Consider the following 17,559-nt stretch of genomic DNA (forward strand, 5'->3'; position numbering starts at 1 on the left):
AGGGTATCACTCAGTATACCCTTTTTTTATAATAAGTTATTCTTCCTATATCAAAATCTTCACTCATTTCAAAACTTGATTTTTGCACTTCATATATTTAATGATTTTTTATATTGTACTATCGCTTAAAAATAAAAAAGAATTTTATAATAGGGGTGTTTAATAGCTAATCCATAGTCATTTAATTTAATTATTTTTTACTTTTTTTATATTACTATATTTTTTCTTTTTATTTTCGCAGGATTGCTTATTGTCACAAATCCTAAAACTTCTATTTTAATTATTTGACGATATTAGTTTTATCCCCCTATAAAAAAAGTTTCTAATAATTTCATTTCTTAAATGGAATTCAGTATTATTTATAGTAAAACTAGTTTAAAATAGAACTCAAAAATTATGACTATTTTACTCAAACCCTAAATTATATAATTTCTATCAGTTCAATCTTAAATTCGAGTATATTATACAATCTATGAGGAAAAAAAGAACAGTAAAACCTAAGTTCTACTGTCCTCTCTTTTTTATTCTGTATTTTATCTTCGTTCTAGTAAATAGCTCTGAATCCTATTCCTGCTCTTACGTTCTTACCTTTAGTGTCATATCCTCCATTTACTGTTACTCCGAATCTTGTGTTGTCCACTCCGATATTCAAGTCAAACTTACCGTTTCCTTTTCTATCGTCTTTTTCTCCTCTGATTCCGAACCAGTTGGCTGTAGTATATCTAACTCTTCCTTCGTTGTTTACATCTCCAACTTTTCCTAGTTCATTCTCATAAGCTGCAGTCAATCCTACAGATAACTTAGTTCTTACTGCTAGCGGCTGAACAAATTTGAATTCCATTCCTACTTCAGGCTTAACAGAGAAGTAATCGTTTCCTTTTACTTCTAGTCTCATTTCCCCTCTGTCTTCCTTGATGCTGTTAAATCTTCCGTATTCCATCTTCAATGCCCCATAAGGACGGAAATGCGTTCTTTCGCTTAATCTTATATCATATCCTAAATCTGTTTTTAAAGCTGCTCCATAAGAATGATAGTCAGACTTCGCCTCAAATATGTCATCCACTACAAGATATCTACGTTTCATATCGTTAATACCTGCAAATACATCTCCTCCGATTGTCCACTGCAGTGCTCCGTTGTAATCTTTCTTAGGTGACATTGTCTTGAATATTCCAGCCTTAAATAATGTCTGATTTTCTTTTGATCTACCGATGTCCTTGAACTTGAATCTGTTAGTTACAACTCCTGCATACCATCCATCAGAATTACCCATCTTAACTTTCTCATCTTCATGAACATAAGCCACTCCATAGCCATTGCTTGTATAGTCAATAATTCCTGCCGTATCTGTATTGTATTCATCCCTTATGCCGAATACTTTAATCTTGTTGCTTTGTTTAGACGGATTTCTCCAGTCATGTTTCAGGTACTTGAACTCTTTATCAAGCAAGTTTCCTGTCGCATTGATTCTTTGCTGAACATTTCCATACTGATGTCCCATCATTTCATCAAATGCTTGATACAGCAGCACTTCCTCGTTGTTTCCAATTCCATTTAGTTTTTGGAATAGTTCACGTTCTCTTGTTCCAAGAGTCTTGACACCGTATCTTTGTTCCAATCCGTCAGCAAAGTTGAATGTGTCAGTGCTGTTTACTGGAGACTCTTCTCTTCCTGCCCATGCTGTGTATGGAATTTTAGCCATGTACAGGCTTGTTATTACTCCATCTGAGTCAAGTGTCGGAGTTGCTATCCATCCAATCGATCCAGAATATACGTTCCATTTGATGTTAGGGTTGCTTAGCATTGCCTGTCTGTATGGATTTATGATATTAGGGTCATTTACAAGGATATATTTGCTATCTGTAGAGCTTGTCGCTTCAGCACCGATAATCAGGTCAGCCTCGCTTGTCAAGTTTTGAAGCCCTTCTATCGATCTTGTGTAGTCAACTCCTGAAGTGTTTACATACAGACCGATGCTTGAAGCTGAAACTGTTATAGGGTTTCTTCCTGCTGTATTTACTACTACTGGCGTTTGCGGAACACCATTCAAGGTAATTGTAGCTGACTGTGCTCCCGCTGGCGCGTCAATCGATACGCCTCCTACACCTTTTCCTGTATCAGGTGTTGTAAACTGGTATATTATATTTCCATCTATATCGTTGTTGTTCGTCTTGGAAGCTCCATTTACTGTAATAGTTCCATAGTTTGCTATCGTTCCACCTTTCAAGTAAACTCCTACACCGTTTCTGGCATTTATGTTAATTGTTGCCCCATTACTGTTTATCAGCTTAGAGTCTTTTCCAAGATATACCCCTACTGCATTCATATAGCTTCCTGAACCAGTCGTAATTGATTTATTATTAACTGCAGTCGCTCCATTATCAACATAGATTCCTGTAGTGTTGCTTGCATTCAGTACAATATCTCCATCATTTGTTGCCGTACTTCCTGCCCCGCTCGCATACATTCCGATACTATGTTTTCCGTTTACATTGATTGTTCCTCTGTTTACGATGTTCCCTGTGTCAGTTGTAGAGTATCCTGCACCCATTCCTATTGAATAAAGGTTATTTGCAACATCTGATTCTCCCACTGTAATTGTCGCATTATTTGTTGCAGTTCCGCCTTTTATACTGTATATTGCCACGCTTCCTTTTCCGCTTGATAAATCAATGTTTGCATTGTTCGTTACAGTTCCTGCTGAATAGATACCGTAATTTTGTTCACCAGTAGAAGTTATAGCCGTAGAGTTTGTGACTGTACCTGACGCATCATTTGAGTAAAGGTACACATTGTTGTTTCCAAGCCCCACGTTTGCAATGCTTGAAATTATTGTATTTCCTGTTCCCACGTTTACAAACCCAAATGAGTTGTTTCCAATGTTAAACGCTGTTCCATTATTTATTACTGTCTGTCCGCTTCCTACTGTGTAAACTCCGACAGCCTCATCTGTTCCAGTTGTGATTGTTCCTCCATTAAGGTTTACATTTCCGCTTTGCGAATAAATTCCAACAGCCGCATTTCCTATCTTAAGGTCTCCCGCATTGTCTACATTATGTCCATAGATTCCAATTGTATTGTTTCCAGACTCTATTGTTCCTGCATTCTGCAATGTTACAGTATTGTGGTCTGTATAAAGTGCCACATTAGGGCTTGTAATTGATGCAGAATCTCCCAATGTGATAGTTCCACTGTTCTTAGCTATGTATCCAGGTGTCCCTGTTGCATAAATTGCCGTATTTCTGTCACCTGTCATAGTTATTTTACCTGTGTTTTCAAGTACAGTTCCTGAAGCAAGCGCCGCATCAGGCTTGTATGAAATTGCAACCGAATCATTTCCAGCTGATTCAATAGTTCCTGTATTTGCTATTGTCTGTGTCTTAGCCCCTTCTGAATACAGCCCTGTCGAATTTGAACCAATCGTAATCTTTCCTGCATTCTCAATCAATGAATCCTCAATTCCATAAATAGCCGTCGATTTATCACCAATTGTCATAACTCCTGTAGCTTTGTTGTGCAATTCTCCAAATTTGGCATACATTCCTGTAGAGCCTGTTCCACTCAAGTTGATTGTTCCCTCGTTTGATAATGTAACTTCATTTCTTGCATACAACTTGCTGTCATTTTCTTGAGCCATTGCAACTTGGTCAGCCTTTGTTCCTGTTATTGTCTTAGTGTTTGCATTTGTTATTGATGAATTTGATATTTCAAGCTGATTATATGCATCAGTTGTGTCATCTAAATTTACATCCTGATTAATTGTTAATTTACTCAAGTATAGCATAAATGTCTTGTAGTCAGTTCCATTTATATGTGCACCTGTAGCAGATGAAACTGTATTTCCAGTCGTATCAGATAAGTCCATCTTAACATTTTGTGCAATAAATAGTCTTGATCCTTGATTCATGTTCAATGTAAGATTGCTTAAAGTTGTCTTTGTTCCATCTCCAAAGTTATTCTTCGCCCAGTTTTCAATTTGAGATTTTCCAAAGTCTCCACCATTTCCAACATAAAGAAAAGCGTTACCTCTAGTATTAGGAGTAGTTCCTCCTTCAATAGTTGCCGTCATAGTTCCATTTATAAAGACTTTTCCTTGGTTTGTATTGTCTGATCCTGTATAGAATAGCAATGATTTTTGTCCTGTAGTTGCAGTTCCTGTTCCTTTCAATGTCAATGTAGAACCTTTTTCAGCATCATAGTTTACTGCTCCTTCGTAGGCTTTTACTGTATGATTACCAACTTCTAGCTCAGCATTTTCTCCAGAATATAGCCCTATGGATTCAGCTCCCGTAACATTTACATCAACATTAACATTATTTGTTCCACTACTTACAAGTTTTGAATTTTTCCCAACAACAATACCATAAGAACCTTTTTTAACTGTACTTTTACCTTGTGTATACGAATAAATTCCAGCGGATGTTGAAGTTCCATTATTTACAGTAACTGTTCCTGTCTTTGCGGCCGTTACAACAGCAGTATTCGTAGCAGTATTGTCTCCTATGATTAATCCTGTAACTCCATTTCCTTCGACAGTTGTATCTCCTCCATAATTTAATGTTCCATTCTTAACTAATACACCAGTAGAGTTGTCTCCTTTTACCTTAACAGTACTATTTGCTCCAAGAGTTCCAGATGGATTAGTTCCAGTTGTTGTGTTTTTTTCCAAATAAACACCAATATTTGTTGCAGTTCCTGTTCCTTGTAAATCAATCGTTCCATTATTTTCAAGTTTTCCACCACTAGTTGCCATACCAATTCCATTAATAATTGTCTTACCGCTAGTAGTTCCTATTGTTTTATTAGCATTATTTACAACGTCAGCATTTGTTCCAACCATTCCTATTGATGAGTTTCCATCCAGATTGATTGTACCATCATTTATTGCTTTAGGAGTTCCAGGAGCATCTGTTGAAACTGTTCCTTTATCTACTCTCATACCAATATTTTGTCTTTTTTCTGTACTGCTGACTGTAATTGTTCCTTTTGTATCATTAGTTATATCATCAGCGGCATTTACAATCAATACCATACCAGTGTTACCCTTACCACCTGATACTTTAATTGTTCCATTATTTTTTACTTTTCCTGTATAGGCTCTTATTGCATTTGCCCCTTGATTATCTCCGTCTTCAACAACTGCAATTCCTGAAGATAAAGAATTTCCTATAACTGGAGTACCACCTGGAGGCGTTGTTGTCCCATCACCTGAAACTTCAATATTTCCAGTATTTTCCATTGTACTATTATTTGAAACTCGTGATGACCATTTCATACCATAACTTTCAATTCCACCTACAGATATGGTTCCATTTGCATTATTTGCAACTTCAACATTAGATGCTGAACCAGGAGCATATACTTGTATTCCTATTGATTTTTCTCCTGTAAATTTAATTGTCCCATCATTTGTCAATTTATATAGGCTAGCTGCTCTTGTGTCATCGTTTTCATATGTCATTATTAATCCAACTTTATATCCTGTAAAACCTTCTGCAGTTCTTTTTACTTTGATTTTTCCGCCGCCAGCATAAGGAGGCAAATTAAGTTCTATTTCAGATCCTTTAGCTAAAACTGCATCTAATGCAGTACTTGTTTTTTCAGCCTCATCTGTTATAGTTTTAGCATTTTTTAGCTCTCTTGTACCACTTCCAATTGTATCTGATTGTGCTTCAAACCCTGTAACTAAAGGTCCAACTAAGTTAACTACAGCATTATTTACTATTCCTCCATTAGGCGCATTATCTAATGTCGCTATTCTCGAACCACCAACCAAAAATGGCTGTGAATTCCACGATCTACTATCTGTAATTGATGAATCTCGTATTGAATCAATTGTTAAGTCAGCGTCTAATGTAGCAGTTCCACCTCCTGTTACATCAAAATATATTTTTAATAGTGTAGAATCAAACGAACCATAACCACTAGGTCCAGGAGTTGCCCAAGAGTGAACAACTCCAGGTTGTCCAACTACTAAACTTCCGCTTGTTATAGAACCATTAGAAAATGATCTTGCATTTCCTGAATGAAGTCCCCCTTGTTCTCCATTACCTACACAGCCTGTTATGTTATTACAAAATGAACCTAATTTTATATTAAATGTTGGAGGAGCAGGTAATGTTGGCAATTCAGGCACACTAATAACTGGACTTGGCGGTGTAAAACTAATTGCCTCTGGTAATGTAGGTGTAACTGCTGTTTTATCGGCTATTGTAATTGCTGATTTGTTAATATTTCTTGGTCTGATGCTTGCATTCACTTCAAATGGAATGATTGGCTCTTTTACAGGTTTGAAACTTGCTATACCATATCCTGCTGCTGAACCTGAAGCGAAATTTGGTCTTCTATTTCTTCCTAATAATCCATAGTTGCTACTATCTGGAGAAATTGATCTTTCATAGACATCAAGGCTTCGTTCAAATATTCCTTCATAAGGGTACTTCGCCTTTTTATCTCCACGCCCTTTATAAACTCCATTCCAATTATTATTGAAATAGTTTATTCCGTATTGCCAACTGCTCCAAGGCGATTTAACAACATGGTCTCCTTGTTCCATTAATTGAATTAATTCTAAGTTTGTATTTTTAACTAATTTATCATTTTCTTTTCTTGCTTTTTTAAATTCTGTACGTATCTGATTTATTGATGTGTTTATTTGGCTAACTTGATTCTGAATACTGGAATCTTTTTTTGTTGCAAAAAGATTATTTGTTGTGAAAACTAGTCCTGTCATTGCAAAAACAATCAAGGCAGCTTCTGTATATTTAAAGTCTTTTGTTCTTTTCGCAAATGCACGTAATTCTTGCGAAATTTTTCTAAGATTACTTGTCATTTTACTCTTCTCCTTTGCTCTGAATATAAAATTTTGTGATAATTACAAAAAACTTTAAAATTAAATTAAACAATAAAAACTAAAAATACAGAACTTGAGTAAAATAGTTATAATTTATCTAAATTTAAAGTTATTTTGTATTAGAAATTTTTAAAGAAAATTTTCACATTGACTATATAAAAAAATAACTCAAAAAAAAGAATATATAGAAATGATTAGGTGATTTTTAAGTGATTTTTATTTTTCAAAACAAATTTACTTATTTTTTATATCATCAAATAATTTTCAAAATTTCAATACATTTGTATACTGAATTTTTATCACATTTTCATTGTACCAAACAAATTCTAAAAATCAACTTAATTTCATCTTTTTTATTTATATAAAAACTTATTATCATTAAAAATTAATCAAATAAAATAGACATTTAAACTGATTTATAAAAAGTTTTTCTAAAACTTACCCAAAATTTTCATTTTTACATAGGTTAATTAAAAATTATATTTGATTTCTATTGGTATTTTAATTTACTAATTTATATTCTAAAACTTAAGATAGTAATCATTGAAATAATCTTTTGAAATTACTTATTTTATTAATTTTTATATAAATAAAAAAGCACTTTACATAAAGTGCTTACAAATTTTATTTTCAAATATCTATTCAAAGACTTCTGTCGCATTCGTAACTTCATTTCCTAATGCCACATTTAATGCTACAATCGCAACTTCCAATTGACTTTCATCAGGTTCGCTTGTAGTAATTTTTTGTAGCCACATTCCTGGAACAGCTATCATTTTAGCAAAAACATTATCCAAATGATAACTTGTCCAACGCTGTATTTCGTAAGAAAGTCCAGCAACAAATGGTACAAACAGTATTCTTGTCACTAATTTATAAAGAAGCATCGTAAAATGTCCAGTTGGAACTTTAAAAAATAAATCAACTGTTGAAAATACTAAAATACTTATAAACATTACAAGTAAAAGAAAGCTTGTACCACATCTTGGATGAAATCTTGTGCATTCTTTTGCATTTTTTGGTGTTAATTCCTTTTCCATTTCGTAATTCATAATACTTTTATGTTCTGCTCCATGATATTCAAAAACTCGCTGTATATCCTTCAAAAATGAAATTCCATAGATATATCCTAAAAAAAGAATTAACTTTATAACAGCCTCAACAATATTTGCCATCAAAACATTATCTTTAAAGAAAAATCCTCCAATAGCAGATGGCAACCACATAAACACTGCAATTCCCATCAAAACTGAGGTCAAAACAGTAAATCCAACTTGTTTATCTGTCAATTTCTCCTCTTCCAGTCCAGCCTGATTTGATGCAAAAATAAGCTCTTTCGTCCCAACTACCATTGCATCATAAAGTGCTATAACTCCCCTAACAAAAGGCACTTTTAACCATTTATTATTTTTCTCAGTAAGTGTTATTTTTTTATAAACAATACTTCCATCCTGCTTACGAACAGCAGTTGCGATTGCTTTAGGTCCTCTCATCATAACCCCTTCCACAACAGCCTGCCCTCCAACAGTTACTCTTTTATCTTTCATTTTTACCTACCTTCTTAATTTTTCTATTTTTATAATTCTTCTTAGTTTCGATTAATATTTTATTCCCTGTCAATTACAGTTCTATTTTTTATACGTTTTAGTGATTTATTAATGTGTTCAGCCTTATATTTACTAACTCCTTTTATTTTCGCAATATCTGAGGCTGTTGACATCAAGATCGAATGAACGTTTGAAAATTCCTTTACAAGAATTTCTCTATCCTTTTTGCTTATTTTTGTTATATTGCTCAAAAGTCCGTAACCACGAGGCTCTATCTTTTCATCAAAATTTATAATATTTGTATCAAATCCAAGTAAACACACGATTTTTTCATCATCCAGCAATTCCTCTTTCGTTAAGGATTTCACTCTTAAACCAATTTTTTCTGCTGTTTTCTCACTTATTTTATAGTCCTTTATAAGAGCATCAAAACTTTCATTTTTATTTAACATTATTTCTTCATACTGAATTTTTATAAGCCGTCCTTCACTTCCAAGCTCTGCCATGTATTCAATCAATTCTTCCGACATTCTGAAAAGCAGTCCATACATTCTAACACATTCTACAATATCATAAAGTGTTACCATGTTGTCAAACTCAAGAATTGACAAGTTCACGTGATTTTTTTCAATCGCAATGGAATATTTTTCAAGGGCCGTTATTGCCTGTGAAGATTTTGTCAGCAAATCTCCAATTTCATTTAGCAAATATCTGAATTTACCATAATACACTGTTATTTTATTTCTTCTCTCAGAAACTGCTACAACTAAATTTCCTTTTTGTTGAGCGATTCTATGTGCTGCCTGATGTCTTGTTCCGCTTTCATCTGTTTCTATGGAATAATTTGGCTGTAATTGAATATTTGCTCCATAAATTGTTTTTATATCCTCTGACAAAATAATCCCACCATCCATTTTGGACAGTTCATAAACTTTTTGTGGCGAATATACAGTATTTAGCTCAAATCCACCTCCCATCACATCTTTCAGATCGCTAGGATTTCCCAGTACAATCAATGCTCCCAACTTTGCTTCCTGAATTTTGTCTATTGCTTCTCTTAAAGCTGTTCCCGGTGCTACCCTATCAAATATATGCTCCAATATTTTCTTCTTATTAACTGCCTTTTTTATCATCTTTATTATCCTTTCGCCTTTTTGCTCCGTTTGGCTTACCTTACCCTCTCAACAAGTTCACTTATGTTACTTATATAATTAAGTTTTATTTTTGTTTTCTCCTTCTCAAAGTCTGCCTGATGGCTTTTTGGAAGATACACTCCTGAAAATCCCATCTTTTCTAGTTCATTCACTCTATTTTTAATAAAAGAAACCTTTCTTACCTCTCCTCTCAGACCTAATTCACCAATAGCCGCTATTTTCTGGCTTATCGGCACTCCCTTTACTGAGGATAAAAGCGAAAAAACCACTGCTAAATCAGAACTTCTATCATTCAAGTCAATTCCGCCTGGAATATTTATATAAATATCTTTTGAATTTACATCTACCTTCAAGGAACGTGACAGCACCGCACTCAATATCTCTACACGAGTTTTGTCGTATCCTTCTACTGTTCTTCGTGGCATTCCAAAATTCGGAGTTCCTAGCAACGACTGCACTTCAAATAAGAACACACGGCTTCCTTCAAAAATTGGTACAATAATACTTCCAATATTTTTTTCATCTCTATCACTTATAAAAAATTCAGACGGATTTTTTACTTCACTAATTCCATTTTCTTTCATATCAAAAATTGAAATTTCATTTGTAGATCCATAACGATTCTTTATTGAACGGATAATTCTGTAGTAATTGTTTTCTTCCCCTTCAATCTGCAATACTGCATCTACCATATGTTCCAATAGTTTTGGTCCCGCTAGTTTCCCATCCTTTGTAACATGTCCCACAATATAAAATGCAATTTCATTTTTTTTAGCAATTTCAATGATTTTTAAAGTTGTTTCACGAATTTGAGTTACACTTCCAGGAATGGAATTAACATTTTCTGAATAAAGTGTCTGAATCGAATCAATTACAACAACTTTTGGCTTATCCTTCAAAATTACACTTTCAATTTTTTCAATATTTGTGTCATTCAAAATATACAAATTTTCACTTTTTACATTGACACGTTCTGCACGCTGCTTTATCTGTCGTGGTGATTCTTCTCCAGAAACATAGAATACATTTCCAATTTTTGCATATTCTTGCGATAATTGAAGTAGAAAAGTTGATTTTCCAATCCCTGGACTTCCTGTAATTAATACAACTTCTCCCTTTATCAGCCCGCCTCCCAGGACTCTGTCAAATTCCTCAAAAGGCGTTACCATCCGAAATTCCTTTTCTATTTCAATTTCTGTTATCTTGCTTATCGAAACTTCCTTTGATTCCACATTCCTAAATGTACTTTTTATATCAATTTCCTCTTCGAATGTTCCCCACGAATCACAGTTAGGACATTTTCCAAGCCATTTTAGTGAATTATATCCACACTCTGAACATATATATTTTGTTTTCTCCTTTTTTACAGCCATTTTGAGTTCCCCTTTTATTTTTTACGTTTTTATCTTATCAAATTTTTTTAACAAAATTATGTTTTTTTTCTTTTTATTAACTGTGAAACACCAATTTTAATGTTTTTCCAGTTCTTTAACCTTCTCAATCAAACGTTGTTCTACATTCTTTGTCACAAAAAATCTCAAATTTCCCTTATTTAAAGCCACTTCTTTTACAAGGCTCGAACTTAAATATAAATATTCTCTTGAAGCTGTCAAAAATATCGTTTCAAATTCACTTTTTGCAAGTGTTTTATTTGTCAAGGTAAACTGCAGCTCATACTCATAGTCTGACAATGCTCGTAATCCTCTTATCAGAATATTTACATTTTCTTTGCACATAAAATCGACTAATAATCCCTTAAAAATTTTTATTTCAGCATTAATATTCTCTTTTTTTAAGATTTCCTGTATCATTTCAACTTTTTCTTCATCAGAAAACCAAGCCTTTGATTTTGTAGAATTTTTAAAAATTCCTATTATTAACTTGTCAAATAAATTTGAAGAACGCTTTATAATATCAATATGCCCCTTCGTTATTGGATCAAAACTTCCTGGATATAACGCTACTTTTCCCATCCTGTTCTCCTATTTTTTGATTGCATTTTTTTACTTTTCTGATTTTTTTAATCTTGCGAGAGCTTCTCTTGCAGCATGTTTTTCTGCCTCTTTTTTACTTTTTCCAGTTCCTATACCATGAATTCTATCATTCCAGCTTACAGACATTTCAAAAACTTTGTCATGGTCAGGTCCACTAGTTTTAATCAAATTATATTCAGGCATTTTTCTGTACTTTCCTTGTACAAATTCCTGCAAAACTGTTTTATAGTCTCCTGTTCCTTCTATTTCTTCAAGTTTATTTATTTTTCCAAGTAAAAATTTTAATGCAATATTTTTCGCAGTATAATAATCGGAATCCTTAAAAATCGCACCAATCAAAGCTTCAAAAGCATCCCCTAGAATAGATCTTCTGTGTCTTCCGCCAGACATAATTTCACCATTACTCAAGTATAAATACTCTCCTAGCTCAAGTTCACTCGCAATAGTTGAAAATACAGGTTCACTTATAATCTGACTTTTAAGCTTTGCAAGTTCTCCTTCTGTCTTTTTTTCATAAAGTTCATAAATATACTCCGTTGTTATAAGATTCAAAATCGCATCTCCTAAAAATTCGAGCTTTTCATTATTAAATCTTCTATCCTTCTCGCTTTCATTGGAATACGATCTATGTGTCAACGCTTCTTCCAAATACTCTTTATTTTTAAATTCGTATCCTATTTTTTTCATTAATTCATCAGCGTTTCTATTCCTATTTATTTCCATCCGTCTCACCTCCTTTTATTTTCTATTATTCTATCTTATTTTTTATTGTTTAATCAAGGGGAAAATTAATATTTATTCTCCCCTTAGTTATTTCAAAATATTTTTATTATTTATATTTTCTAAATGCTAAAACGGCATTGTGTCCACCAAATCCTAGTGAGCTTGACATTCCTACTTCAATATCTCTTTTAACTGGTTTGTTTGGTACATAATCTAAGTCACATAATGGATCTGGATTTTCATAATTTATTGTTGGAGGCATGATTCCTTCTGAAATCGCAAGTGCCAAGAATGCTGCCTCAATTCCACCTGCTCCACCTAATAAATGTCCTGTCGCACCTTTTGTAGAACTTACAGCAAGTTTGTACGCATGTTCTCCAAATGCTGTTTTTATTGCTTGTGTTTCATTTTTATCATTTGCAGGTGTTGATGTTCCATGTGCATTAATGTATCCAACTTCCTCTGGTTTAATATTTCCTTGCTCCAAAGCCATTTTAAACGCTCTTGCCGCTCCTTCTCCACCATCAGATGGAGCTGTCATATGAAAAGCATCTCCTGTTTCTCCATATCCAACAACTTCTGCATAAATTTTTGCTCCACGTTTTTTAGCGTGTTCCAATTCTTCCAGCACTAGCACTCCAGCACCTTCCCCAAGTACAAATCCATCTCTATCCGCTGTAAATGGACGTGATGCAGTTTTAGGATCCGGATTAGTTGACAATGCTTTCAAGTTTGCAAATCCTGCTATTCCCGATGGAGTTACAGTTGCTTCTGTCCCTCCAGCTACCATTGCATCAGCTTTTCCTAATAAAATTGCTTGAAAAGCATCTCCAATTGAGTTTGTTCCTGAAGCACAAGCTGTAACAACAGTCTTATTAGGACCTTTTGCTCCAATATAAATTGAAGTATTTCCAGAAGCCATATTCAAGATTGCCGCTGGGATATAAAATGGTGATACTCTTTTAGGCCCTTTAGTAACAAGCTTTTCCACTTCCTGCTCAATTACATCCAGTCCCCCTATCCCTGAACCGATAATCACTCCAATTCTATCAGCATTTTCTTCTGTAATTTCAAGTTTAGCATCTTCCAACGCTTCTTTAGAAGCCGCAATCGCAAATTGCGAAAATCTAGCTATTTTTTTCAATTCTTTTTTTTCAATATAATTTTCAGGCACAAAGTCTTTCACTTCCGCTGCAATATGCACTGAATGTTCCGAAGTATCAAACTGTGTAATCTTATCAATTCCACATTCTCCAGCCAACAAATTTTTCCAAGCCTTATGTTTTCCAGTTCCCAACGGAGTTACCAGTCCTATTCCTGTAATCACTACTCTTCTCATTAATACACCTCTCATCTTTTATTTTTTTTATTTTAAATATATTTAATTTATTGAGATAATATTTTAATTTTTCTCTTATATTATTTATTTTAAGCAGAGGTATCAAACGCCATACCTCTGCACTCCCGCTTTACGCAAAATTTCTTATAAAAGAAAAATAGAACTCGCTTTTGAATATAGATTATTTTTAATTTAAATAACTTTATCCAATTTAAAATTTACTGCAAAAGCTCAAACAACTATTTTTCTTCTAACGAAATTTTGCTTATTATTTGTTTTAGTTAAATTAACTGTTTTAATTAAACTAAAATTGTCGTGATTTTTTGTAAATAAAATCGACTGTTTGAGCGTAGTTTTACGTAGCGAGTTTCGATTTTGTTTTCAAAAAATGCTTAGACGAGCTGGGTTTGCAAAGGGGATAGCGACTGTTCCCCTTTGCTTAAAAAAAGAAAAAACATAAATATTATAAAAAAAGTATTTATTAATAGTAATCTTGTTTTTATAAAAATTACAAACAACTACTTATTTATTTTATTATTTTAATAATAACTTTTTTACAATAAGATTATTTTAACATTTTTTCATTTTTTTTTCAATAAAAAAAGGGGGGAAAGTCCCCCAAAAGTTTTATCTATTTATTTAGATTCGATGTATTCAATTACATCTTTAACTGTTTTAATTTTTTGTGCATCTTCATCAGGAATTTCAATGTCAAATTCTTCTTCAAAAGCCATGATTAATTCAACTGTATCTAACGAATCTGCTCCTAAATCATCAACAAAAGATGCATCTTCAGTTACTTGATCTTCATCTACTCCTAATTGATCTACTACTATTGATTTAATTTTATCTAGCATTATAATGCCACCTCCATATTAATTTTCTAGAATTATTATACCAAATGAATGTAAAAAATGCAACTAAAATTTACTAATAATAATGTAAATTTTTTAGTTTAGCTTAATAATTCCATTAATTCCTTATCACTCATTTCAAAAAGGACTTTCTCTCCGTCTTTACTTTCTAGTAAATTCTCGCTTAATTGACGTTTATTTTCTTGAATTTTTATGATTTTTTCCTCAATTGTCCCTTCTGTCACAAGTTTTATAACTTGCACACTTTTTTTTTGTCCAATTCTATATGCTCTGTCACTTGCTTGGTTCTCCACAGCAATATTCCACCATGGATCATAATGGATTACAACGTCCGCTCCAACAAGATTTAATCCTGTTCCACCTGCTTTTAGAGAAATTAAGACAGCTTGTCTTTGTCCAGCGTTAAATCTGTTACAAATCTCAACTCTTTCCTTAGACTTTACGTTTCCATCAATATAAAAATATTCAATCCCCATACTTACAAGCTCTTGTTCAATTTCCTTCAAAGTACCTACAAATTGTGAAAAAATCAATAATCTATGCCCATTTTCTGTAATATCTGGAAGTAAATACCGAAGTACTTCTATCTTTGCTACCTCACCTTTATAGTCTTGCTTGAATAAAGTTGGCGAATTACAGATTTGTCTAAGTTTTGTCAAGATTGCAAGTATTTTCATTCTATTGTTGTCATTTTTGTTGAATTTCTTCATTTCACTCTTGGCCTGCTTAATATAGGACATATATAGCTGCTTTTGCTCCTTACTTAATGTTACAACCATATTTGATTCAATCTTGTCTGGCAATTCAGTCAGCACTTCCTTCTTTGTTCTTCTTAACAAAAATGGAGCTATGATTTCACGTAGATTATTTATTTTAGAAGAATTTGGATTTGCAATGGCTTCCTTATAAGTTTTTTTAAATTTTGTCAAATTATCGAGATAACCAGGTATTACAAAATCAAAGATTGACCATAATTCTAAAATATTGTTTTCAACTGGCGTTCCCGTCAATGCAAAATTAACTTTGCTATTGATTTTCATAACCGCCTTCTTTATTTGAGATGTCGTTGTCTTTATATTTTGAGCCTCATCTAGCACTACTACGTCAAATTCTCTGTTTTTATATTCCTCTATATCATTTCTCAAAGCCTGATAAGTTGTTATCATAAATCCTTTTGATTTTCTTAAAATAATTTCTTTTCTTTGAACTGCCGTTCCTTCAATTAGAGTTGGACTTATCCCTGTAAACTTGATAATCTCTTCCTTCCAATTATATAATAATGAACTTGGTACAATAATCAATGCCGAAAAATCTCTGTTTTCCTGATAAATCTCATTTAATAGCGAAATTGTCTGCAAAGTCTTACCAAGACCCATATCATCGGCTAAAACTCCACCAAATCCAATATCATACATATTTTTTAACCAGTTAAATCCTAATTTTTGATATGGAAATAATTTTACATTTATGTTATGTGGCTCAATTTCCTGCCGATTTTTTATTTTATGGAACAAATCCTTAAATTCATCCATTTTTACAAGTTCTTCCTGAATATTTTTTGAAACTTGAGCAAGCTGCAATGCCTTTATTTTAGAAATTTTATTTTCTCCTACTTTCAGATTGGAAATAGAATCTGTAATTCCAACTAATTCCTCAATACTTTTGTTGGCAATTTTTACAAGTTCTCCACTTGAAAGCGTTATGTATTTTTGTTCATTTTTAATGGCTTCCATCACAATTTCCACATCTTCAGTCTTTATTCCCTCAATATTAAAACTGATATTCAAGAAATTATGCTCCACTTTCTTTATTCCAATATGAACATCTATATTTCTTGCATTTTTTATTTTATTGTCTAAATGAATTTTTACCTTGTTTGAATATTTTTTATCAATATATTCTGAAATTTTCCCTAGACCTTCATAATTTATATTATAAGTACCTTCTGTCAATTCTATACTTGCAATTGAATAACTTTCTACAAGTTTTCTTAGTTCCTTGAATAAATTCATATTTTTTCTTGGAATAAAATATTTTCCATTTTTCTTTATTGCACAAATAGTATTTGACAGATTAACCTTCACTACTTCCTTTTCATCAGTTTCTGAAACAAAAATATCAATATTTCCATCTTCTTCAATATATTCAGCAACATTTACATTCTCATATCTCAAAACTGCTCCCAGCTTCTGATTATCCTCAAACGAAAGCTGATTAAATAAATCTGTATCTAGAGAATCAAACTTTCCGAAAAATCTTTCCTCATTTGCATCCATCTTAAAGACTTTCGTTGTATCATTTGAAAAAGAATAAAACGGGCTATTTTCTGAGATTTTTTCTATATTTCTCATCATAATTCTTCCATTTTCGATTACAAATAAAGGCTCATAACTGCTCATTATCTGTTTTTGCTCCCCTAACAAAATAAGATTTTTTCCTTTTTCCATAGCTACAAGCAGTTTATTTAAAAGCATTTCATATACTTTCAAGCCTTTTTTATCTTTAATTCCGCTATCTATAACACTTTGAATCTCTTTGCTGTATTCGTAAATTGCATTGATTATTTTTTTATTTGTTTCATTGAAAAAACAGTTCTTAGGACTGTAAGTAATTTTGGAAGTAACTTCATATTCCCTTTCTTTCACAATAGCCTCAATAAACTTCAAAATATCTTTTACATAATATATTTTCTTAAATCCTGTCTTTATTCGCAAAATATAGTCTGGCACATTATTTTCCTGATTATAGTCATACCCATATTTATAGTCGCTATAACTTCCTTCATCAATTTCTATTTCCAGTCTCATTTCTTGTTTTTCATCAGCTTGAATATTTTCGATTTCTAAATAAAGATTATAAATTTCATTAATTTTTTTAGAAATACTTTCAACATTTTCCAATATTTCCTCATTTATTTTCTTTTTTTGAAAATCTATATTCTCTTTTTCAATTTCATCTTTTACAGCTTTTTCAGTATTTGTTTCAATTGTTTCAAATTTAATTTCCAAATTTTTATTTTTTTATCAAAATTTGTAAATGCACCATTTTGAATATTTTCCTCTTTTCAAAAGTTT

Annotated in this window: 9 protein-coding genes; all 9 read right to left on the minus strand. The window is 32.5% G+C overall.

The genetic code is table 11. The features are described from left to right. Window positions 1-544: 544 nt before the first annotated feature. Entirely contained in the window at window positions 545-6,832 is a 6,288-nt protein-coding gene (locus tag FVE75_RS06745; protein WP_147005801.1) for an autotransporter-associated N-terminal domain-containing protein, read from the minus strand. A gap of 659 nt (window positions 6,833-7,491) precedes the next feature. Further along, window positions 7,492-8,400: a DUF1385 domain-containing protein gene (locus tag FVE75_RS06750; RefSeq protein WP_147005802.1), complete on the minus strand. Its 909-nt coding sequence runs from the start codon at window positions 8,398-8,400 to the stop codon at window positions 7,492-7,494. A 59-nt stretch (window positions 8,401-8,459) separates the two neighbouring features. Continuing rightward, window positions 8,460-9,533 (minus strand): DNA integrity scanning diadenylate cyclase DisA, encoded by a 1,074-nt coding sequence (gene disA / locus FVE75_RS06755; protein WP_147005803.1) that lies wholly within the window; start codon window positions 9,531-9,533, stop codon window positions 8,460-8,462. Between the two features lie 35 nt (window positions 9,534-9,568). Then, on the minus strand, window positions 9,569-10,927 hold the full coding sequence (gene radA / locus FVE75_RS06760) for a DNA repair protein RadA (RefSeq protein ID WP_147005804.1): 1,359 nt from the start codon (window positions 10,925-10,927) through the stop codon (window positions 9,569-9,571). A gap of 96 nt (window positions 10,928-11,023) precedes the next feature. Further along, window positions 11,024-11,527, minus strand: a complete 504-nt coding sequence (gene coaD, locus FVE75_RS06765) for a pantetheine-phosphate adenylyltransferase (protein ID WP_147005805.1) — start codon at window positions 11,525-11,527, stop codon at window positions 11,024-11,026. Window positions 11,528-11,557: 30 nt separating this feature from the next. Continuing rightward, complete coding sequence (gene rnc / locus FVE75_RS06770) at window positions 11,558-12,271, minus strand: ribonuclease III (protein WP_147005806.1); 714 nt, start codon at window positions 12,269-12,271, stop codon at window positions 11,558-11,560. Window positions 12,272-12,377: 106 nt separating this feature from the next. Further along, the gene (gene fabF, locus FVE75_RS06775) at window positions 12,378-13,610 is read right to left on the minus strand and encodes a beta-ketoacyl-ACP synthase II (protein WP_147005807.1); all 1,233 of its coding nucleotides are present in this window, start codon (window positions 13,608-13,610) and stop codon (window positions 12,378-12,380) included. Between the two features lie 635 nt (window positions 13,611-14,245). Further along, window positions 14,246-14,467, minus strand: coding sequence for an acyl carrier protein (locus FVE75_RS06780; RefSeq protein ID WP_026748316.1), 222 nt, complete (start codon window positions 14,465-14,467; stop codon window positions 14,246-14,248). A 98-nt stretch (window positions 14,468-14,565) separates the two neighbouring features. Continuing rightward, window positions 14,566-17,493 carry a DEAD/DEAH box helicase gene (locus tag FVE75_RS06785; RefSeq protein ID WP_232052475.1) on the minus strand — a complete coding sequence of 976 codons (2,928 nt, stop codon included), beginning with the start codon at window positions 17,491-17,493 and terminating at the stop codon, window positions 14,566-14,568. Between the last annotated feature and the right edge of the window lie 66 nt (window positions 17,494-17,559).

The sequence above is a fragment of the Leptotrichia hongkongensis genome, from assembly GCF_007990635.1.
Taxonomy (GTDB): domain Bacteria; phylum Fusobacteriota; class Fusobacteriia; order Fusobacteriales; family Leptotrichiaceae; genus Leptotrichia; species Leptotrichia hongkongensis.